The organism is Pseudomonas helleri (assembly GCF_009600315.1).
Taxonomy (GTDB): domain Bacteria; phylum Pseudomonadota; class Gammaproteobacteria; order Pseudomonadales; family Pseudomonadaceae; genus Aquipseudomonas; species Aquipseudomonas helleri_A.
The window spans coordinates 37,007-55,908 of the sequence record NZ_WIWC01000007.1 but is presented as its reverse complement, the minus strand read 5'-3'; the positions used below and the strand labels follow the sequence as shown (position 1 = coordinate 55,908).

General features: G+C 56.2%; 18 protein-coding genes. 6 read left to right on the top strand and 12 right to left on the bottom strand.

All coding sequences use genetic code 11. From position 1 onward, the window contains the following. Positions 1–16 precede the first annotated feature (16 nt). From GHN86_RS06490 to GHN86_RS06470, 5 genes are all read left to right on the top strand, one after another. Complete coding sequence (locus GHN86_RS06490; RefSeq protein ID WP_153378236.1) at positions 17–1,009, top strand: TRAP transporter substrate-binding protein; 993 nt, start codon at positions 17–19, stop codon at positions 1,007–1,009. Positions 1,010–1,124: 115 nt separating this feature from the next. Continuing rightward, entirely contained in the window at positions 1,125–1,763 is a 639-nt protein-coding gene (locus tag GHN86_RS06485; RefSeq protein ID WP_153378235.1) for a TRAP transporter small permease, read from the top strand. Continuing rightward, positions 1,760–3,040, top strand: coding sequence for a C4-dicarboxylate TRAP transporter large permease protein DctM (dctM, locus tag GHN86_RS06480; RefSeq protein WP_153378234.1), 1,281 nt, complete (start codon positions 1,760–1,762; stop codon positions 3,038–3,040). Before GHN86_RS06485 ends, dctM begins: the two co-directional genes overlap by 4 nt. 390 nt (positions 3,041–3,430) lie before the next feature. Further along, entirely contained in the window at positions 3,431–5,842 is a 2,412-nt protein-coding gene (locus tag GHN86_RS06475; protein ID WP_323369240.1) for a glucose/quinate/shikimate family membrane-bound PQQ-dependent dehydrogenase, read from the top strand. A gap of 255 nt (positions 5,843–6,097) precedes the next feature. Continuing rightward, on the top strand, positions 6,098–7,213 hold the full coding sequence (locus GHN86_RS06470; RefSeq protein WP_153378233.1) for an aromatic ring-hydroxylating oxygenase subunit alpha: 1,116 nt from the start codon (positions 6,098–6,100) through the stop codon (positions 7,211–7,213). A gap of 178 nt (positions 7,214–7,391) precedes the next feature. On the opposite strand, the gene GHN86_RS06465 is transcribed toward GHN86_RS06470, so the two are convergent. The 12 genes from GHN86_RS06465 to gspE form a co-directional block, all read right to left on the bottom strand. Beyond that, positions 7,392–7,877 carry a hypothetical protein gene (locus tag GHN86_RS06465; RefSeq protein WP_153378232.1) on the bottom strand — a complete coding sequence of 162 codons (486 nt, stop codon included), beginning with the start codon at positions 7,875–7,877 and terminating at the stop codon, positions 7,392–7,394. Positions 7,878–8,157: 280 nt separating this feature from the next. After that, complete coding sequence (gspD, locus tag GHN86_RS06460; RefSeq protein WP_153378231.1) at positions 8,158–10,365, bottom strand: type II secretion system secretin GspD; 2,208 nt, start codon at positions 10,363–10,365, stop codon at positions 8,158–8,160. Next, positions 10,365–10,886: a general secretion pathway protein GspN gene (locus GHN86_RS06455; protein ID WP_153378230.1), complete on the bottom strand. Its 522-nt coding sequence runs from the start codon at positions 10,884–10,886 to the stop codon at positions 10,365–10,367. Before GHN86_RS06455 ends, gspD begins: the two co-directional genes overlap by 1 nt. Beyond that, positions 10,883–11,494 (bottom strand): type II secretion system protein GspM, encoded by a 612-nt coding sequence (gene gspM, locus GHN86_RS06450; protein WP_153378229.1) that lies wholly within the window; start codon positions 11,492–11,494, stop codon positions 10,883–10,885. The genes GHN86_RS06455 and gspM overlap by 4 nt, the downstream gene beginning before the upstream one ends. After that, on the bottom strand, positions 11,475–12,530 hold the full coding sequence (locus GHN86_RS06445) for a PilN domain-containing protein (protein ID WP_153386254.1): 1,056 nt from the start codon (positions 12,528–12,530) through the stop codon (positions 11,475–11,477). The genes gspM and GHN86_RS06445 overlap by 20 nt, the downstream gene beginning before the upstream one ends. After that, positions 12,527–13,198, bottom strand: coding sequence for a type II secretion system protein GspK (locus GHN86_RS06440; RefSeq protein ID WP_228384899.1), 672 nt, complete (start codon positions 13,196–13,198; stop codon positions 12,527–12,529). Before GHN86_RS06440 ends, GHN86_RS06445 begins: the two co-directional genes overlap by 4 nt. 47 nt (positions 13,199–13,245) lie before the next feature. Beyond that, the gene (locus tag GHN86_RS06435; RefSeq protein WP_323369957.1) at positions 13,246–13,875 is read right to left on the bottom strand and encodes a prepilin-type N-terminal cleavage/methylation domain-containing protein; all 630 of its coding nucleotides are present in this window, start codon (positions 13,873–13,875) and stop codon (positions 13,246–13,248) included. Next, positions 13,872–14,240 carry a prepilin-type N-terminal cleavage/methylation domain-containing protein gene (locus GHN86_RS06430; protein ID WP_323369238.1) on the bottom strand — a complete coding sequence of 123 codons (369 nt, stop codon included), beginning with the start codon at positions 14,238–14,240 and terminating at the stop codon, positions 13,872–13,874. The genes GHN86_RS06435 and GHN86_RS06430 overlap by 4 nt, the downstream gene beginning before the upstream one ends. Then, positions 14,237–14,668 carry a pilus assembly FimT family protein gene (locus GHN86_RS06425; RefSeq protein WP_153378226.1) on the bottom strand — a complete coding sequence of 144 codons (432 nt, stop codon included), beginning with the start codon at positions 14,666–14,668 and terminating at the stop codon, positions 14,237–14,239. Before GHN86_RS06425 ends, GHN86_RS06430 begins: the two co-directional genes overlap by 4 nt. Positions 14,669–14,677: 9 nt before the next feature. Continuing rightward, entirely contained in the window at positions 14,678–15,103 is a 426-nt protein-coding gene (gene gspG / locus GHN86_RS06420) for a type II secretion system major pseudopilin GspG (protein WP_153378225.1), read from the bottom strand. A 20-nt stretch (positions 15,104–15,123) separates the two neighbouring features. Beyond that, positions 15,124–16,326 carry a type II secretion system inner membrane protein GspF gene (gspF, locus tag GHN86_RS06415; protein ID WP_153378224.1) on the bottom strand — a complete coding sequence of 401 codons (1,203 nt, stop codon included), beginning with the start codon at positions 16,324–16,326 and terminating at the stop codon, positions 15,124–15,126. Beyond that, complete coding sequence (gene gspE / locus GHN86_RS06410) at positions 16,323–18,047, bottom strand: type II secretion system ATPase GspE (RefSeq protein ID WP_153386252.1); 1,725 nt, start codon at positions 18,045–18,047, stop codon at positions 16,323–16,325. The genes gspF and gspE overlap by 4 nt, the downstream gene beginning before the upstream one ends. Before the next feature lie 609 nt (positions 18,048–18,656). On the opposite strand from gspE, the gene GHN86_RS06405 reads away from it, so the two are divergent. Further along, on the top strand, positions 18,657–18,902 hold the full coding sequence (locus tag GHN86_RS06405; RefSeq protein ID WP_153378222.1) for a hypothetical protein: 246 nt from the start codon (positions 18,657–18,659) through the stop codon (positions 18,900–18,902).

The window sequence follows — 18,902 nt, the reverse complement described above, 5'->3', positions numbered from 1 at the left end:
CAAGAGGTATGTACCCATGTTCAAGCACACCCTCAAGGCGCTGGTCTGCGCACTCCCGTTATTCGCAGGTTTTGCGAGCGCGGTCGATCCCATCAGCATCAAGTTCGCCCACGTTGTCGCCGAACACACCCCCAAGGGGCAGGGCGCACTGATGTTCAAAAAGCTCGCCGAGGAACGCCTGCCAGGACAGGTCAAGGTCGAGGTTTATCCAAACTCCTCGCTGTTTGGTGACGGCAAGGAAATGGAAGCGTTGTTGCTGGGAGACGTGCAGCTGCTGGCGCCGTCGTTGGCCAAGTTCGAGCACTACTCCAAACCGATCCAGATCTTCGATCTGCCCTTCCTGTTCGACGACATCGATGCGGTCGACCGTTTCCAGCAGAGTCCGCAAGGTCAGGCCTTGCTCAAGTCCATGGAAGGCAAGGGTCTGACCGGCCTCGGTTATTGGCACAACGGCATGAAACAGTTGTCTGCCAACAAGGCCTTGCATGAACCCAAGGATGCACGCGGCCTGAAGTTCCGGGTACAGGCTTCTGCCGTACTGGATGAGCAGTTCAAGGCCTTGCGCGCCGCGCCGCGCAAGATGAGCTTTGCCGAGGTTTATCAGGGTTTGCAGACCGGTGTGGTCAACGGCACCGAGAACACCTGGTCCAACTACGAGAGCCAGAATGTGTATGAAGTGCAGAAGTTCTTCACCGAATCCAATCATGGCGCCATCGATTACATGGTGATCACCAACACCAAATTCTGGAACAGCCTGCCGCCGCAAATACGCACCACACTGGATGAGGTCATGGCCGAGGTTACTGTGGAGGTGAACAAACAGGCCGAGAAGCTGAACCATGACTCCCGTCAGAAGATTGCCGACTCCGGCAACAGCCAAATCATCACCCTTACCCCTGAGCAGCGCGAGATGTGGCGTGAAGCCATGCGTCCGGTGTGGAAGAAGTTCGAAGGCGCCATTGGTCCTGATGTGATCCAGGCCGCCGAGCTGGCCAACAAAAGTAGCTAAGGCCCGATTGCCGTTGGCGACCCCGTGCCGGGTCGCTGACGGCTACGTTTACGGCGGCCCAGACTTCATCGGTCCCACACGTCGCTTAGCGACCGCTCTATCAAGGGAGAAACCCATGCACGCAGTCGTTCGTGTCTGGAATCACGCGGAAGAAATGCTGGTGGCGTTCCTGCTTGCAGGCATGACTCTGGTCACTTTCGCGTACGTGGTGTTCAACAACCTTTATGGCGTTTTCTACTCGCTGGGGGATTCGCTGCCCTTCGCCAACGACGCCTTACTCGGTATCGGCGACAACATTCTATACATCGCCCAGGAGATGACCTGGAGCGTAGCGCTGACCAAGGCCATGTTTGGCTGGCTGATCTTTGTGGGGCTGGCCTGGGGCGTGCGGATTGGTGCGCACATTGGCGTCGACTTGCTGGTGCGCCAGTTCAACCCTGCCAACCAGAGACGTGTGGCCATGTTGGCCGTGCTCATTTGTCTGGGCTACTGCGCCTTGATGACGTACTCCAGTGAGCAATGGGTGGCTACGTTGTATGAGGTCGGAACCAGTGCAGAAGACCTGGACCGTTTCGGCATTGCCCAGTGGCAGATCGTAATGATCGTGCCTATCGGGTTTGCTCTGATGTTCGTGCGTTTCCTGCAGGTGTTCATCCGTATCGTGCAAGGCAAACAGCAGGGGCTGGGCTTGCACAGTGAAGTGGATGACGCCGTCAAACTGGCGGATAACGACCAGTCGGGGACAGAAAAATGACCATTGCCTTCCTTTTTGTCGCCCTGTTCGTGCTGATGTTTGTCGGTATTCCAGTGGCAATTTCCCTGGGGCTGTCCGGGGCCATGACCATCCTGTTCTTCAGTAACGACTCGGTTCGTTCTCTGGCGATCAAACTGTTTGAAACCAGCGAGCACTACACGCTGCTGGCCATCCCTTTCTTTCTGTTGTCCGGCGCATTCATGACCAGTGGTGGCGTAGCCCGTCGTCTCATCGACTTCGCCAACGCCTGCGTCGGTCATATCAAGGGTGGCCTGGCCATTGCGGCGATCCTCGCCTGCATGCTGTTTGCGGCACTGAGTGGTTCGTCGCCGGCCACAGTGGCTGCGGTCGGCTCAATCGTTATCGCCGGTATGGTGCGCTCCGGCTACAAGCAGGACTTTGCCGCCGGTATCGTGTGCAACGCGGGCACCCTGGGCATTCTGATTCCACCGTCGATTGTCATGGTGGTTTACGCCACTGCGACTGAAACCTCAGTCGGCAAGCTGTTTATGGCCGGCGTCGTGCCGGGCCTGCTGCTGGGCCTCGTGTTAATGGTCACCATCTACATCATGGCCCGCGTGAAAGACATGCCCTCGCTACCACGGGCATCGTTCAAGGAAATCCTGACCGCAGGCCGACGGGCCGGTTGGGGTCTGATGTTGATCGTGATCATCCTCGGCGGTATCTATTCGGGCATGTTCACACCGACCGAAGCTGCTGCCGTGGCCGCAGTCTATGCCGCGTTTGTGGCCATCTTCATCTACAAGGACATGACCGTTCGTGAATGCCCGAAGGTCATTATCGAAGCGGGCAAGCTGAGCGTGGTCCTGATGTTCATCATCGCCAACGCTATGCTGTTCGCCCACGTACTGACCACCGAGCAGATCCCGCAGTCGATCACCGCGTGGGTGGTAGAGCAGGGCTTTACACCGATTGAATTCCTGCTGGTGGTCAACATCGTATTGCTGGTTGCGGGCACCTTTATGGAGCCATCCGCAATCATCCTGATCCTTGCACCGATCTTGTTCCCGATAGCAATGCAGCTGGGCATCGACCCGATCCACCTGGGCATCATCATGGTGGTGAATATGGAAATCGGGCTAATCACACCGCCAACCGGGCTCAATCTGTTTGTCACCTCGGCGGTCACGGGTATGCCGCTCACCCGCGTGGTGCGCGCGGTTTCACCTTGGTTGTTGGTGATGTTGGCCTTCCTGGTGCTGGTGACCTACGTGCCGTTTGTATCTCTCGCGTTGCCGAACTGGTTGGGGATGTAAGTACGACGCAGGGGGAGCGACCCAATCTGTAGCATCTGATAGTTGAGCAACGTGATGGCAATCGAGAGCGCAACTGAATTCGGCTTTGGGCCGGGTCAATCAATCTTGATTGCCATGCCGTCGTACCACGATCAGACGCTCAATCGAGTATTGGTCATGAGTGCGAGTTCGAATCGCACAATGAGCCGGCCCCTCGAACACCTGGACCGGAAACCCCGAGGAGGGCGCCGCCTGTATGCAGCTGAGCAACCAGATTGTCTCGTTTCATGGGGCGATACTTCAGGAACACAGAAATCTGGCAGTCAGCGCCGTTAGTCTAATAGGCGCGTATTTTGTAACAAGGTATTATTGATAGGGAACTAACTGTATTAGGTTTTAGAGGAAACATTTGTGAGTGCGCAAGCGCAAGGTTCAGGATTCAGAATTTTCACCGCAGTGATAACGACCATTATTTCGCTTGCTTTATTAGTAGGCGGTAGTTGGCTCGCATCATTGGGTGGTTCTTTGTATTACATCATCGCCGGCATTGTGCTGCTGGTTTGTGCGGTCTTGCTTTGGCGACGATCCGCAGCAGCGCTCTGGCTTTACGGGGTGTTGATGCTGGCGACCGCGGTATGGGGGTTATGGGAGGCCGGCTCGGACTTCTGGGCATTAGTACCTCGTTTCGATATTCTCGGCCTTCTGGGCATCTGGCTGCTGATTCCAGCAGTAACGCGCGGCATTGATGCGCGTTTGAAAGCCAGCAAAGTGTTTTTGTCAGCCACGCTAGCATTCGCGATCGCTGTGTTGGTCTACTCGATTTTCAACGACCCTCAGGAGATCAACGGCAGTCTGACAGCGGCCCAACCTGCGCAAGCCCAACCGGTTGACGGTATTGCCCCAGGCGACTGGCCTGCTTATGGCCGAAGCCAGGCAGGGACCCGTTATTCGCCACTTACCCAGATCAACGACAGTAATGTGAAAGACCTGGAGGTCGCGTGGACTTTCCACACGGGTGAATTCAAAACTGATAATGACTCGGGTGAGACTACTAATGAAGTGACGCCGATCAAGATCGGCGACAACATGTATATCTGCACCACCCACCAAGTACTGGTGGCGCTTGATCCCGCGACCGGCAAGGAAAAGTGGAAGTTCGATCCGAAACTCGTATCCGACCCCTCGTTTCAGCATCTGACTTGCCGTGGTGTTGCGTATTACGACCAGGCCAACACAGAGGAATTTGCGACCAGCTTGAAAGATGTCGCACAGGCCCCGACCAGCTGTCCGCGTAAAGTGCTGCTGCCGGTCAACGATGGTCGTCTGTTCGCAATCAATGCCGACAATGGCGAGCGCTGTTCAGACTTCGCGGAAAATGGCGAGCTGGACCTGAAAAAAATGCAGCCCTATACCTACCCGGGCGCTTTGATGCCAACGTCTCCACCCGTGGTGACTGGCACAACGGTTGTGATCGCCGGCTCTACCACCGATAACTTTTCCGTACATGAGCCTTCTGGCGCCATTCGCGGTTACGACGTCAACACCGGTGCTTTGAAGTGGGTGTTCGATACCGGCGCGGAAGATCCAAACGCAATTCCTGGCCCTGGCCAGACACTGGTCAACAACTCGCCTAACGCTTGGCCTCCACTGGCTTACGATGCCAAGATCGATATGGTCTACATCCCGACCGGGAACCCTACGCCTGACATCTGGGGCGGTAACCGTACCCCTGTGATGGAGCGTTATGCCAGTGCGATTGTGGCGTTGAATGCTTCAACAGGTAAGTTGGCGTGGAGCTTCCAGACGACCCACCATGATCTGTGGGATATGGACGTACCGGCGCAACCGACACTGGCGGATGTGAAAACTCCGGCGGGCGACACCGTTCCTGCGGTGTATGTGCCTACTAAAGCGGGCAACATGTTCGTTTTCGATCGTCGTGACGGCAAGCCGATCGTACCTGTCACTGAAATGCCAGTACCTGAGGGTGAAGCCGCTCCTGGTGACTGGGTCAGCCCGACACAGCCGCGTTCCGCACTGAACCTTACCCCGATCCAGACATTGACCGACAAGAACATGTGGGGCGCCACAATGTTTGACCAGTTGATGTGCCGAGTGATCTTCAAGCGGCTCAACTATAACGGCCAATACACGCCTCCTTCAGAAAATGGCACGTTGGTTTTCCCAGGCAATCTCGGTGTATTTGAATGGGGCGGTATTTCGGTCAACTCGGATCGCCAGATAGCGCTAATGAACCCGATGGCGCTGCCGTTCGTATCCAAACTGATTCCACGTGGGCCCAATAACCCGCTGTGGCCTGAAGAAGGAGCGAAGGGGTCTGGTACTGAAACGGGCATTCAGCCTCAGTATGGCGTGCCGTATGGGGTTGAGATCAATGCATTTCTTTCGCCATTGGGACTGCCTTGCAAAGCACCTGCATGGGGTTACGTTGCCGGTGTGGATTTGAAAACCCACGAGGTCGTGTGGCGTAAGCGTATAGGTACGGCGCGGGACAGCCTGCAGGGTATCCAGTTGCCGCCGATGAAAATTGGTGTGCCAATGTTGGGCGGCCCGATTTCGACTGCCGGCAACCTTATGTTTATCGCGGGGACTCAGGATAACTACCTGCGCGCCTATGACGTCACCAATGGCGATCTGCTTTGGCAGGCCCGTTTGCCCGCGGGTGGTCAGGCAACACCGATGACCTATGAGTCGAACGGCAAACAGTATGTTGTGATCATGGCCGGTGGTCATGGCTCGTTCGGTACAAAGATGGGTGACTCACTGATCGCTTACGCGCTGCCCGATTCTAAAGGGAAATGATGTAGGCCCAATCGCTGATAAAACCTAGAGACCTCTGAGCGGTCAGTTGTATGGACTACAACTGACCGCTTTGGGGTCTTTTTTGTTGGAGTTGCGATAATCATCAGTAGCTGATGGTAAGCCCCGTGGCGTTTGTGAATAGGCGAAAGCGGCAATGATCAGAGGAGGGCGCCTGACATTCAGCCTGAGCAGGGGTTGGCCCACCATTCAGCTGTAACTATAGTCATGCCTACAACCTGACAGGACGCACACCCCATGCTTACTAACCTCTGGTATGTCGTTCTCCCATCGTCACAGTTGACTGACGGACTGAAGCCAGTCCGATTACTTGGCCAACCTTTCGTAGCGTTCCGTGATGACCTGGGTGTCGCTCACTTGCTATCGGATGTTTGCGTGCATCGCGGCGGTTCGTTATCTGCTGGTATTAAGGTAGGCAACAGCGTGCAGTGCCCTTATCACGGCTGGCGATTTGGGCCTGAAGGTACTTGTACGCTCATTCCCGCGCAGCCAGACTTGCGAATTCCGGCGAAGGCCCGGGTCGATGCGTACCCAACATTGGAACGTTACGGTTGGATCTGGGCTTTTTTGGGTGACCTCCCCGAAGCGCAACGTCCACCTTTACCTACTCTAGACTGGGTCGACGATCCTGCCATTCGCACAGTTGCCGGTCATTTTGATTGGGAGGCCAGTTGGGATCGAATTATCGAAAATGGCCTCGATTTCGCGCACGCACCTTTTGTACATGGTTCAACCTTCGGTGATCCGGATCATCCCGAGATTGATTCATTCGATGTCCAAAGCGATACGTGGAGCGGTCATGCGCAAATGCTCATGCGCAGGCCGGTACGCAAAGGCTTACTGAGGCGCAAGTCATCGACTGAGTTTGTCAGCGTGGTCACTGTTCCGGGTTTTCATTTGTCCGGCCCATGTACAACGCTGGAGCTCCAGTTACCTAACGGCTGGCGGATCTACATCGTCTCGGCGCATGTGCCTATTGATGCTAACCGCACACGAACCTGGTGGATGATGGGCAGAACGTTTCTGCGTTCGCTGCTGCTTGATCGCAAGTTCATTGCCAGCAACCTGCGTATTTTTGAACAAGACCATGCAGTGCTCAAAAAAGTACGTCCCGAGCGTGTACCGGACTCATTTCAGCAAGAGGTTTCGCTAAAGTCTGATGCACTGCAAATTGCGTTTCGCAAAAGTGTACAAGTACTCGAACAGCGCGGCTGGCGTATCGATGAAGAGCGTCTTGCGCGAACGTTCACGGGACGAAAGGCTTGCGCTGTACCGTGTCCCGAACGTCGCCATGTCAGCGCTTGGGCGATTGAGCCTATTCCGTTAGTGGACATCACCGGCGAACATGAATGATTGTGTGCTAAGGACATCCAGGATCTTTCTACCTACGCATAGGCTGAAATTGGGATCAAGGTGGAAAAATAGAAGGAGGGTGAAGCGTGATCTTGATTGGCTGATCTAAGATAATATCTAATTTAACATAATATACATTATGCGAACCTTAGTGATGGACTGTCAGGGTCAGTGGAGGTCAGATTTCAAACCCCGCATTGATGACCTTGCCAGTCCATTCTCCCAATTCGTTTTCTTGTGCGATCACAAGCCACTGACCTTGGCCTTTTGCGGCACTGATCAATTCGCCTGAGCTTGACCAAATCGCGCTGCGGCCTGCGCATTGCCATCCGCCAGATGAACCGCCATGATTTGCCAGCAAGACCATCATCCGGTCTGACTTTGCGTAATCAGCAAGCTGCTGACTTTCGGCCGCATAGGATGCAGGCGAAATCAAAACACCGGGGGCGTAAATATCAGCGCCTGCTTTGCAAGCGTTTGCCCGGTGGCTGGATTGCATAGCATCGACACAAATGGCCAAGGCAATTGCACGGTTGTCGATCGTCAGAGTTTCACCTCCAGTACCTGCAGTGATTACAGATTCTTCACCAGGATGCAGATGCAGATGCTGCTTGCTGTACAGCGCTTGGGTGCCGTCAGGGTGAAAAACCAAGGCTTCGATCAATGTTTACGGGCCTCCCACCAGATGTGAAGGCATACGTGCAACAGCGGTCATTACGTTGTTTTGGGCCATTTGGTGTATTGGTATCAAGCGCGGATCGTCCAGTTTGATGGCCAGTTTTGCGCCTGATCCTAGCTCGCAGCCAGTCCGTTACGGATTAAGCTGAAGCGAGCTTTAACGTCATAAATGGCCCTCAAGAACCGGGCATATATTCCATAAGAATCTAACTCTACTAAATAGTTCTTTAGTTTAGTTATATACGGATAACCTCCATCGGTTATGTCTAGCGCTTCCCTCCCTCAACACTTAGCAACTGCATTTGCTGACGGTAATCATCGGTCACTTGTCGCGACTGGCTGCTGCTGGTGATGACACGCGGGGTGATCAGTACGATCAACTCCGTGCGCGCTTTCGATTTGCTGGTGGTGCCAAATAGCCAGCGTAAGCCGGGGATTTTGCCGAGGTAAGGCACTGATGTCCCGCTTTCAGCGTTGTCTTGTTTAATCAGGCCGCCAAGCAAGACAGTCTGGCCACTTTGAACGGCGACTTGCGTCGATACGGAGCGCGTAGAAATGCGCGGGTTGGTTTGTGTGCTGCTCATTGCGCTGGTATCGGCATCGCTGACTTGCTGCTTAATGTCCATGTACACCAACCCGCCTGGATTGATACGCGGCACAACGTCGAGAATCACGCCCGTCTGTACGTATTCGACGCTGCTCAAGGTGGTGTCGGAGGTGCTGGTGTTGACGGTGGTCTGGCTGATGGGGATGTTGTCACCCACCTGAATCTGGGCCTGCTGGTTGTTCATCACCACCAATGAAGGGGCCGAGAGCACTTGGGTGCGTCCGTTGGTTTCCAGTGCGTGCAGGGCAACCTGCAAGTTGTTGCTGACAAATGAGTAGAACAACGAGCTGGCACCCGCCGCAACCCCTCCTCCGCCCAGCGCGCCTTGGCTGCCAGGGGTATTGGTCACGGTGCTACTGGAGGAATTGCCCGCCAATCGACCCAGATACCATTGAACGCCCAAATCCAGATCGCCGCTGAGTTTGACTTCAAGAATCCGCGTTTCTATCTGCACTTGCAGTGGGGCATTGTCCAAGCGTTTGATGGCCGTTTCGATTTCTTTCCACTGCGCCGGGCGAGTGCGAACAAGCAACTGATTGCTGCTTTTTTGCGCGGTGATACGGGTACTGGCGTCTATGCCTTTGGCGGCGGTACCGGGTTCGTCATTCGCCAGTTCGTTATCGGTTTCACTGTCTACGCTTTCACTGCTGTCTTCAGGGTCTTCGCTGGCTTGTTCCTGGCTGTTGTCCAACCCGCCGGAAGCTCCTGTCATGCTTAACGATGACAGTGTTCGGGTGCGTAAACCGGGTGCAACTTTAGCCGCCGAATCATCTTTGATCGCGCCGCTGCCGTATATCTGCCGCAAGTATTTGGCCAGGTCTGTGGCCTTCATGTTGCGCACGTCATACACGTACATTTGCGGTTCGTTGCCGCCACCCTCGTCAATCGTATGAATCCATTCTCCGACTTCGGTGAGGTACTGCGGCTGGGACGAGATAGCCACGACCGAGTTGGTTCTTTCGATAGGCAGAAAGCGCACCATGCCCGCCAAGGGCATGCCGCTGTCTGGGCCGAATATTTTTTGCAGCTCGGGCATCAATTCGGCCACCGAAGCGCGTTGTAAACCAAACACCGCGACCGACATGCCTTTAAGCCAGTCAACATCGAAGGTATCGATGGTGTCCTGATAGTTGGCCAGTTCCTCTGCGGTGCCGGCCAGGCTGAGCACATTGCGGGTGGGATCAACCAACAGAAATGCGTTTTCCCGGGCGAACGGTTTAAGGAGTTTCTGCATTTGGGTTGCCGAGATATAGCTGAGCTCAAACATGCGCGCCGAGAGGCCGCTGGGCGGTTGTGCCACGCGCACTTGCGGCACCAGCCTGCCTGCTACTGCCTGACTGGCCGGCAAGATAACGTAGCTCTCGCCCTGTTTGATCAGCGCATTATCGGTCCAGGACAGCAACGTTTCCAAAATGGACAGCGCTTGCTGTTTGTTCACCGGCTTGGCGGTGGAGAAACTAACTTCGCCTTTCACGCCAGGGGCAATGCTGTAGTTCTCGTGCAGCAGGTCGCCCATGATGCTGTTGATCACCGCCGCAATCGGCTGGTTGGTGAAATTGAAGACGATGTCCCCCGTCTCGGATTCCCCGCTCACCGCTTTTGCAGCGGGTTTGCGAATGAATTGACGGGTGCCACGGATAAGCTCGCGACGAGGCGCAACCGTTTGGGCTGGGGCTGCAAGCGCAGGTTGTTCGCTTTGCGAATCCACTGGCAGGCGTTGAGAGCCCGTGCCCTGCAACCCTTCGCGCATCATGGCGCGGTCTTGCTCGTAGGTATCAGGGATGCCTGCGCAACCCGCCAGTGCAACGGCGGTAGCAAGGCAAAGCATGGGGGTGGCGAAGTGACAAACGCCTGTAGAACTGGCCATTACGGTGTGGACTCGTGTGAAAGGGATATCGGTGGCGTCAGGGACGGCGGCGGTAGACGCAGTGCATGTAGCGACAAGCGTTGGGTACGTCCCTGTGAGGAGAAGGTTGCGTGTGTAGGCGTGAGTGTTTGCAGGGTCCAGCCATTGGGTAAGGTTTGGCCCTGATGAACGTCAAGGGTGGAACCGTCCGCACGTTTGAGCATGGCGATCCGCAGGTCGACGTTGATCAGTACGCCCGTCAAGGTCACGCCCGTAAGGTTGGAGACGACGTGAGCTGTGCTGGGATCTGGGCTGCGATCCGTGCTGAAGAGCGGTGTTTGCCATGAGATGGCCAGGTTTTGCAGCGTGACAGTGGGCGCCACGAGCGATTTTGCGAGCCCTTCAGCAGGATTAAGACGTGCTTGTGCGGGTAACCACTCGGGACTACTGCCCACTCCGCAGGCAATGATGGCAATGCCCAGCCCAAGGGCGGCAGCAATACCGGTCAATACGCTTTCGAATAGAGGAAGTGAACGAATCATGGCGCCACCTCCTCCACACTTGCCGCTTGCAGGTAACCGCGCACCAGTAGGTGCACTTCAAGCTTTCCCGCGCCACCGTGTGCGGGCGCATTGGCATTACGCCGTACGCTCAACTGATCAACAAACAGAAACGGCCGCTGGTATTCGACGTCATGCAGAAATGCGATCAAGGGTTCAACAGCACAGCTCAGGGTAAGGCTGACGTTAACCTGCCGGTACGGTTCGGCACTGTCTTGTTCGGGTGTCATCGGCATGCGTTGGGTCAGGACGCAACCTGCACCGGATGTGGCATGACGGCTGACACTGTCTGCCATGCGCTGCATCAGGTCGGCCGCTACGGTGCTCGGGTCGTCGCCCGGTAACAGACTGCTGTTGCTCGATGGGTCATCTCTCGCCTTTTGCAATTGTTGTTGCAGCGCTTCGCGGTGTTGCAGAACCCCAGCGTAGCGTTGCTGCTGTTCACGAAGCCCTTGAGCCTGAGCGTTGATGTCTCGCAATGGCCCGGCGAACCAGCTGTCGATTAACAGCCAGTAAGCGGCAGCTAACACCAACGTCAAAATAATCAATGCGGCGCCACGGCGCTCGCGCTCAGTCAGCGAACGGCGCATGGCTTGCCTCCTGAATAATGTGGGCACGAATGGAAAAGTGATCCTTGCCGGTGTGCGGGTCTGGCTGGATGACGCCTTCAAAACGAGCGTCTTTGAGGCTGTGGCAGTCTTTGATTCGCCCGATCAGTGCGCTGGCTTTGGCACTTTGCCCAGTGAACGAAATATCGGCGCCGTGATTGATTTCCAGTTGCTCGACCCATGTGTCTGCGGGCAAGCAGCCGGTCAGCTCGGCGAGCAGCGCGGCCAGTGGCGGTTGCGCCGCTTTACGGCGGATCAGGTAATCCGCCGCATCGCGCGTATTGGCCAATTGCTGACGGACTTTCTGGAGTTGCGCGACCTCATCCCTCTGGGCGAGAACCGTGGTCTGCATCTGCGCTAAAACCGCGTGACGCTGATTGAGTAAAAGCAGCATGGCGCTGATCAGCAAGCCTGCGCAGAGCCATAACAAAAACCGTTTTACGCCCTGCCCTGAGGCCTGTTGGATGACGCGTAAACTCGCAGGCAAAAGGTCGATATGCAGGCGAGTGTTTGCATCGTCTTGAATATCAACCGCAGAAGGATGCAGACCTTGGGTTGCGCATTCTTTAAGAAGCGCATCGAGGTGGTCGCGCAAAATCGCCACCAGCCTGATCCGAATAAACCTGCCGTTACGCCCTTCTCGCCGAGCGACAAAATACAACTGCGAAGCCTCGAACGGTGTCAGGCGATCAAGCTCGTACTCCACCACTGTTTGCAAATTGCGAGCGCTGGCCAATGGCAATTCAAGATGCTGAACCAGCACGGCCGAACGCGGCAACAACAGCACCAGTCTGGCCCCCGCAACCAGAACAGGCTGTGGTCCGATCAAGGGCCACGGGCACAGGACTTCGGGCTGATAACCCAGCAATCGGTGCTGCCAATGCTCCGGTAGACAGGCGCGCAAGTGCGTTAACCACAGGTCCCAGCCCTGTCGCCATACACTCGCGCGCCAATAACGGACCAGCGGCTGTGCCAGCCTTGTTAGCTGCGCCAAAGGCGCTTTAAAGGTGTGATTCATTCTTGCCAACGCAATACCTTGTACGGCTGTGCGCTTCCCTCCGATGGGCTTAATAAAAAGGTGGTTTGCAGCCGGGCGTGATAACCGCCGGGCCGCTGTGCGCGACAGTCAATAACCAGCACTTCTCCGGCATCAACCCCTATTGCACTCGGGCTGCCCAGATTCAAGGCGCGGCGCAATGTGTCACTGGCGAAAGCCGGATCGGGCCGGTCCAGACCGCTCCATAACGTGATATGCGCCAACATTCGCGTATACAACGGCTGAGTCATGCCCGGGAGTTGTCGTGCTTGCTCAATGACCTGCATAGACTCGGCATCCTTGCTGCGTTGGGCTTGCAGCCCATGAGCCAGCGCTTGCGCCTGACTGCTGCTGGCGCCAACGGCACGGGCAAGCCGTGCAACGTCTTGCGCCGCGGCGCTGTTCATATCCAGTTTTCCACGCTCGCTGAACACTTTGATGCGCAGCTGCGCTCCGTCAAACTCCAGGGTTATTTCCCGGCCATCGGCCACCCAGCGCTGACGCTGTTGTGGATCTGTCAGGCCCTGAAGTGCGAGGTTCAAACCGGCTTCAGCCGCAAGCTGCGCTTGGGCATGCTGGCGATTCCAGGCACTTTGACGGCTTTGCAGTTGCACCCATCCGGCCAGGCCACTGAGCATCACGCTCAACATGGCCAGCACCCAGAGCACTAGCAGCAAAGCCACACCACGCTGGTGCTTCACAGGTTGGCTCCGCTGGCCAGATCCAAGCGCAGGGCGAGCACTTCTGTCACCCAGGGCACCGGGCCGCTGTTCTGGCATTCGATACGGACCAAGCGCGGCAAACGCCTGGGCCATGGCCATTCACTCAACCAGCCGGTGGGCTGACCCTCAGGTGTTGTGCCCCGATAGGCAAAGCGTAATTGTCGAACGCCGGGTATCAATACTTGCGGCTGCCCCCAAGGCTGATAAGCCGTGCCATCATCGGTTTTGCTGAGTTGCGCAAAGCTTACTTGCAAGTTGTGTTCGTCTGCGGCGCCGTGCAGGGCAAGGCTATAGCGTCGGATGCCACCGCCCAATTGGCCGGGCAAGCTGGTCACAAAGGTCAGGCGCTGGGCCGAGCCGTAAAAAATGCCCGCGCGGTCACGCCCTTCCAGCTTGATCTGCATAGGCAATACCTGAGCCAGCGAAGTACGCAAAAACTGCTGCGCTGCATGGATTTCATCCAGGCTCGTGGTATAGCGCTGGGCCTTCAACAAAGCCTTTTGGGTGCCCACCAGAACCGAACCGACCAAGGCCAGAAGCACCCCTAAAACGCTGAGCACGATCATGATTTCAAGCAGGGTGAAGCCTTGTTGACGCGGCTTCACGGCGCCACCTTGTCGCTGGCGGCACGCAGCTTCAGTGTGCTGAACCGTGCCTGTCGTTTACCCTCACGAACCGTCAGGTCAAGGTGAAAAAGACGGGGCTGACCCGTACGGCTCGGCTGTTGGTTGATCGTCAGGTGCCAGTTAATGCTATCCAGCGTGCCTTGACGTACACCACTGGCCAGCGGCCCTGCCGTTTCTTCAGCCAGTACGCTCAGCGCAGCATGGGTCAAGCGGTCGCTGTGGTTGACCTGTAACAGAGAACGGGCGCTCTGCCCAAAAGCGACCAGCAGCACAGTGCCGCAGATCGCCAGAAGCATCAGCGCGGCCAGCATCTCCAAAAGCGTGAATCCTCGCTGATGCGTCACTCAAGCACCGTCCATTGCACACTGCCAGTGAGCCAGCCAATGTCGATACGCCAATGTCGGGTATCACTGGCAATCACGACATGACCGCCGGTAGAGCTGCCGTCAGGATAAAACTCAACCGCGCTGCCCGCCTCCTCTGCGGTATGCAGGGTAACGTGAAGGGCCGCAGGCCAGTGCCGGGGCGGTCGGCCGGGCACTTGAACACTTAGCCCCTGCATATCAAAAATCGCACGGGCAGGCTGAGCACTGATAATGGCCAGCGAACGCGTTTGGCGCAGAGCATCGACCATTTGCCCTACAGCCTGGCGTTGATCAGTGGCTTTAAGTCCCTGCTGCAGGCCAAATCCCACCAACCCGGCTGCCAGACTGATTAATACAATCACCACCAACATTTCCAGCAGGGTAAATCCACCTTGGAGCCTGACCATGAGCGCGCTTTATTCCCAATTGCCCAGGTCAGCGCTGTAACCTTCGCCGCCCGGTTGGCCGTCCTGACCAAAGAAAATCAGATCGAAGGCGCCATGCTCACCCGGAAAACGATAGCCAAAGGCATGCCCAAAGGGATCCTTGAGGTCGGACGGCTTGGCGTACGGCCCAGCCCAGCCCACCGCGCCGGGGGCTTTCACTACCAGCTGTTGCAGGGTCCTGGGTGGCGAGCCGACATCAAGGCCATAGCTCTCGATCTTCATGCCCAAGCTGGCCAGTTGAGCTTTGCCTGCACCGTATTTGCCTTTGTCGACGTTGCCACCGACCTGACGCACAACGATGGTCGCGACAATACCCAGCAGTACGATGACGGCGAGCATTTCCAGAAGGGTGAAACCGCTTTGGCGGCGAGCGGATTTGAATCGGGTCTGGCGCATGGAGTGAGTTCCTAAAGAGTTCATATGTTGCTGGTCAGGCTCATCAACGGCAGCATGATTGCCAGCATGATGACCGCCACCAGCACCGCCATAACCACCGTAAGTGTCGGTACCAGCGCAGCGAGCATGCGGTCAATGCTGCGTTTGGCTTCGACGTCGAATACCTCGGCGACTTTCAGTAGCATGCGGTCGAGTTCGCCGGCCTGTTCGCCGACCTCAATCATTTGCAGCGCCAGATCAGGCAGCAGAGGTTGCGCGCCGAAAGCACTGGCCAGCGTACCGCCGCCCTTTACGGATTCAGTTGCTTGAGTCACTTGTGCTTGCAAGGCGCGATTGGTGCAGACCTGTCGGGCGATTACCAGGGCTTGCAACAAGGCCACGCCGTTGCTGAGCAACGTGCCCAAGGTACGCGCCAGACGTGCGGCTTCTACCCGTTGCAGCAAGGGGCCGATGATGCGTATGCCGAGCAGGCGCCGGTCATATTTTTCACGGCGTTGCGGGTTGCGCAAACGTGCGACTAGCGTCCAGACAGTGGCTATCAGCCCTGCCAAAACGGTCAGGCCGTAAGCACCGAGAAATTCCCCAAGGCCCAAAATGACCTCGGTGATCAGAGGAATGGGCACCCCAAGATCGTTGAAAATAGGCACGAATTGCGGCACCACATACGCCAGCAACAGCGCAAGGGACCCCAATACGCCGACTACCAGAAACGCCGGGTAAATCAACGCGTTGATCACTTCACCGCGCAGCAACTGGCTGCGCTCCAGATAGTCGCTGAGTTGGCGCAAGGTGTTTTCCAGTGCTCCGCCCGCCTCACCGGCTCGCACCATGGCCAGATAAAGCGGCGAAAAAAGGCTGCCCTCCTGTGCCAGCGCATTGGATAAGGGCTGACCGGCTTTCACTTGATCGCGGATACGCTCGATCAGGGCCCGCATGTGGGGTTGGCCGGGCTGCTTAAGCAGGATACCCAGCGAGCGTTCGAGCGGTTGGCCAGCCCCGAGCAAGGTGGCCAATTGTTGGGTGAAACTGACCAAGGCAGCACCCTTCAACTGCCCGCGTCCGAAGGCTTTGCGCAGCATTTGCGGACCTGCAAGGTCAATGTCCAACACCAGCAAGCCGCGCTTTTGCAGCAATGTCACGGCAGTTTTCAGGTCCTGGGCTTCCAATGCGCCGTTGCGCGCAATGCCGTTACTGTCGATGGCGCGGTATGTAAACAGACTCATGCGCCATCACCCCGGGTAACGCGCAACACTTCCTCAAGCGACGTCACCCCCGCCACCGCCTGACGCAAGCCCTCCTCGTACAAGGTGCGCAGGCCACCTCGACGGGCTGCATTTTCCAATGTGCCAGCATCAGCCTGACGCATTAGCAGGCTGCGCAATTCCTCATTCATCACCAGTAATTCGGTAATGGCACTGCGACCGTGGTAACCACCGCCCGGCGCATCTGAACGAGGGCGGTAAAGCATTATTGGACGCTCGTCGGTAAACCGATCAAGACCGTGCTCTTGGATCAATTGTTCCGGCGCTGCGAAGGCTTCGCGGGTTTCAGGATCAAGGCGTCGCACCAGCCGTTGCGCAAGAATACCGTTGACGGTGGAGGCGATCAGGTAACTCTCAACCCCCATATCAAGCAACCGGGTGATGCTCGCGGCCGCGCTGTTAGTGTGCAAGGTCGACAGCACAAGGTGGCCGGTCAGAGCCGACTGAATGGCAATACGGCAGGTCTCCAGATCGCGGATTTCACCGATCATGATCACGTCCGGGTCCTGTCGCACGATGGAACGCAGCGCACCGGCAAAGTCCAGGCCGATAGCGGGTTTGACTTGAATCTGGTTGATGCCTTCCAGCTGATATTCAACCGGATCTTCAACGGTGATGATCTTGCGCTCGGCGGTGTTAAGTCGGGACAACGCGGTGTACAAGGTTGTGGTCTTGCCCGAACCTGTGGGGCCGGTCACGAGCAATATGCCGTGCGGTCGCTCCAGTACATCCAGAAAGGTTTCAAGCCGCTGACCATCAAAGCCCAGGCTCTGGAAGTCGAACTTTACGGTCTGCCGGTCCAACAAGCGCATGACCACGGACTCGCCAAAACTGGTGGGCACTGTGGACACACGCAAGTCCAATTCCTTGCCCTGAATACGCAACATGATGCGTCCATCCTGAGGCAGGCGGCGCTCGGCAATGTCCAGACGCGCCATGATCTTGACCCGCGAAATCACCGCTGCAGAAAGGCTGGACGGCGGCGCCTCAGCCTCATGCAGCACGCCGTCAATGCGATAGCGCACTTGCAACTGGTTTTCGAAAGGCTCGATATGGATGTCAGAAGCACGGTTCTCGACCGCACGTTGCAGGATCAGGTTGACCAGCCGAATCACTGGCGCTTCAGAGGCCATGTCCTTGAGGTGCTCAATGTCTTCGAGGGCACTGCTCTGCTCATCAATATTTTCAATCAAGGTGCCCATGGCCGATCGACCCTGACCGTAATAACGCTCGATCAAGGTTTCGACGTCGTTGCGCGGGCCGATTGCCAACCAGACAGGTACTTTGCAGGCATAGGCAACTGCTTCGAAGGCAAACCGCTGTGACGGATTGGCTGCCAACACGCAAAGACCGCCCTGGTGCCAGCCCACGGGGACTATTTGATGATGACGCATAAAACGTTCGGTCAACGGGGGCAGTGGATCAAGCAGCGGCGGCGCGGCATCGGCCAGTAACAACGGTGCGTCAAGCAAGTCAGCCCAGCCACGTGCAAGGTCCATTTCGCTGACCAGCCCAAGGCGGGTGAGCAGACCCAGCAACTCAGTGTCTTCGGACTCGATTGAAAGGCGTTGTGCGCGCTCAAGATCAACGGTTTTCAAACCGCTGTTATGCATCAGCCAAGCGCAGAGCTGTTCGGTATTGGCAAGCTGTATCAGCTGAGTATCGATGGGCGTGTACGGCATAATTCATGGCATCTGGAAAGACGAAAACAAACACGTGTATCGCGGTCGAGTATCAAGTTACATCCCTGTTAAGCGTCTCTGGCACTTGATATGTTTTCGCGGGCTCACTTCAAGCGACTGAATGATCGCCTCATATAAGCTCAGGTAAGCCTTTCTAACTTCGAAACTTCTACACTGTTATTGGAAGTGTGTTCAGGGCGATACTCGCGCACTGCAGGCATTTGATTTGATCGTATTTAATGCCTATATAAAATGCGTCACTTCATCAGGTGGCAAAGCTTAACAGACCTTTAAACCTAACTGCAATTCTGTTTAGCAGATAGCAATATTCATTTAATAATCAGCGCCGAAAGGCAATTAATGTTCAAATATACTTCGATATTTGGCTTAATAAGCCAATAAATGGATGCAATATCCCTTTGCGCCATCAAAAATATTGAGGATATAGCCAGCAAGGCACAAGGCCATCATTTAATTGTGCGTATTAAAAGAATATTTTGTTTGATGTTGAACTTTTAAAGTTTCAAGTGGACTTAGCCTCACCTGTCGAGCCTCCATCGCGAACTTGACCCGTTATATTTCCCCCCCACCCTTGATCGAGATACATCGATGAATAGAACAACGCTGTCTTTTTTTAGCGTCTTTCTTCTGTGCGCGCCGAGTTGTTATGCACTGGCAGAAGACTCAACCGCTCGCGCAACCTCTGAACAACAGATCCGTCAGCAAGTCGACACTCAGCGGGCCGAATTGACCGGCGCAGCGACCCTCGCACCCGCCCCCCAAACCGGGGCTTCGCAGATGCTCGACCTGCCGGTTGAAACTGACGATGCACCCACGCAGGCACAACGACCTTGA

What these genes read in the sequence shown, in the direction of transcription:
- GHN86_RS06490 (WP_153378236.1), top strand. Translation starts at nt 17, where the DNA reads ATGTTCAAGCACACCCTCAAGGCGCTGGTCTGCGCACTCCCGTTATTC.
- GHN86_RS06485 (WP_153378235.1), top strand. Translation starts at nt 1,125, where the DNA reads ATGCACGCAGTCGTTCGTGTCTGGAATCACGCGGAAGAAATGCTGGTG.
- dctM (WP_153378234.1), top strand. Translation starts at nt 1,760, where the DNA reads ATGACCATTGCCTTCCTTTTTGTCGCCCTGTTCGTGCTGATGTTTGTC.
- GHN86_RS06470 (WP_153378233.1), top strand. Translation starts at nt 6,098, where the DNA reads ATGCTTACTAACCTCTGGTATGTCGTTCTCCCATCGTCACAGTTGACT.
- gspD (WP_153378231.1), bottom strand. Translation starts at nt 10,365, where the DNA reads ATGGCCAGTTCTACAGGCGTTTGTCACTTCGCCACCCCCATGCTTTGC.
- GHN86_RS06455 (WP_153378230.1), bottom strand. Translation starts at nt 10,886, where the DNA reads ATGATTCGTTCACTTCCTCTATTCGAAAGCGTATTGACCGGTATTGCT.
- gspM (WP_153378229.1), bottom strand. Translation starts at nt 11,494, where the DNA reads ATGCGCCGTTCGCTGACTGAGCGCGAGCGCCGTGGCGCCGCATTGATT.
- GHN86_RS06445 (WP_153386254.1), bottom strand. Translation starts at nt 12,530, where the DNA reads ATGAATCACACCTTTAAAGCGCCTTTGGCGCAGCTAACAAGGCTGGCA.
- GHN86_RS06440 (WP_228384899.1), bottom strand. Translation starts at nt 13,198, where the DNA reads ATGTTGAGCGTGATGCTCAGTGGCCTGGCCGGATGGGTGCAACTGCAA.
- GHN86_RS06425 (WP_153378226.1), bottom strand. Translation starts at nt 14,668, where the DNA reads ATGGTCAGGCTCCAAGGTGGATTTACCCTGCTGGAAATGTTGGTGGTG.
- gspG (WP_153378225.1), bottom strand. Translation starts at nt 15,103, where the DNA reads ATGCGCCAGACCCGATTCAAATCCGCTCGCCGCCAAAGCGGTTTCACC.
- gspF (WP_153378224.1), bottom strand. Translation starts at nt 16,326, where the DNA reads ATGAGTCTGTTTACATACCGCGCCATCGACAGTAACGGCATTGCGCGC.
- gspE (WP_153386252.1), bottom strand. Translation starts at nt 18,047, where the DNA reads ATGCCGTACACGCCCATCGATACTCAGCTGATACAGCTTGCCAATACC.
- GHN86_RS06405 (WP_153378222.1), top strand. Translation starts at nt 18,657, where the DNA reads ATGAATAGAACAACGCTGTCTTTTTTTAGCGTCTTTCTTCTGTGCGCG.